This window comes from Shewanella sp. AS1 (assembly GCF_021412565.1).
GTDB lineage: Bacteria > Pseudomonadota > Gammaproteobacteria > Enterobacterales > Shewanellaceae > Shewanella.
Window position 1 is genome coordinate 1 of the sequence record NZ_JAKCLJ010000140.1, and the last position, 280, is coordinate 280.

Annotated in this window: 1 protein-coding gene; it reads right to left on the reverse strand. The window is 63.6% G+C overall.

Annotation, left to right across the window (positions count from 1 at the left end):
* Window positions 1-280 (reverse strand): ABC transporter permease subunit (locus tag LZP69_RS16415; protein WP_442800696.1); only part of this gene is annotated, 280 nt, incomplete at both ends.

The following is a 280-nucleotide window of genomic DNA, read 5'->3' on the forward strand; positions in this document are numbered from 1 at the left end:
CGACCGCGCCGGCGGCCACCACGCCGACGAGGTACAGCGTAAACGCCGAGAGTACCGGCATTCCCTTGTAGCGTTTGACCAGCTTGCCGACGAGCCAGATGACCAGCCCGCCCAGGCCGATGAGGATGGCGACGATAATCAGCCCGCGCGAGTCTCCATCGTGCCAGCGAAAGGTAATGTCGGCGGCGGCGTACGCGCCGATGCCGTAAAAGCCCCACTGCGCCAGGCTGAACTGCCCGTTAAAGCCATAGATCAGGTTCAGGCCCAAAACCACCATGGC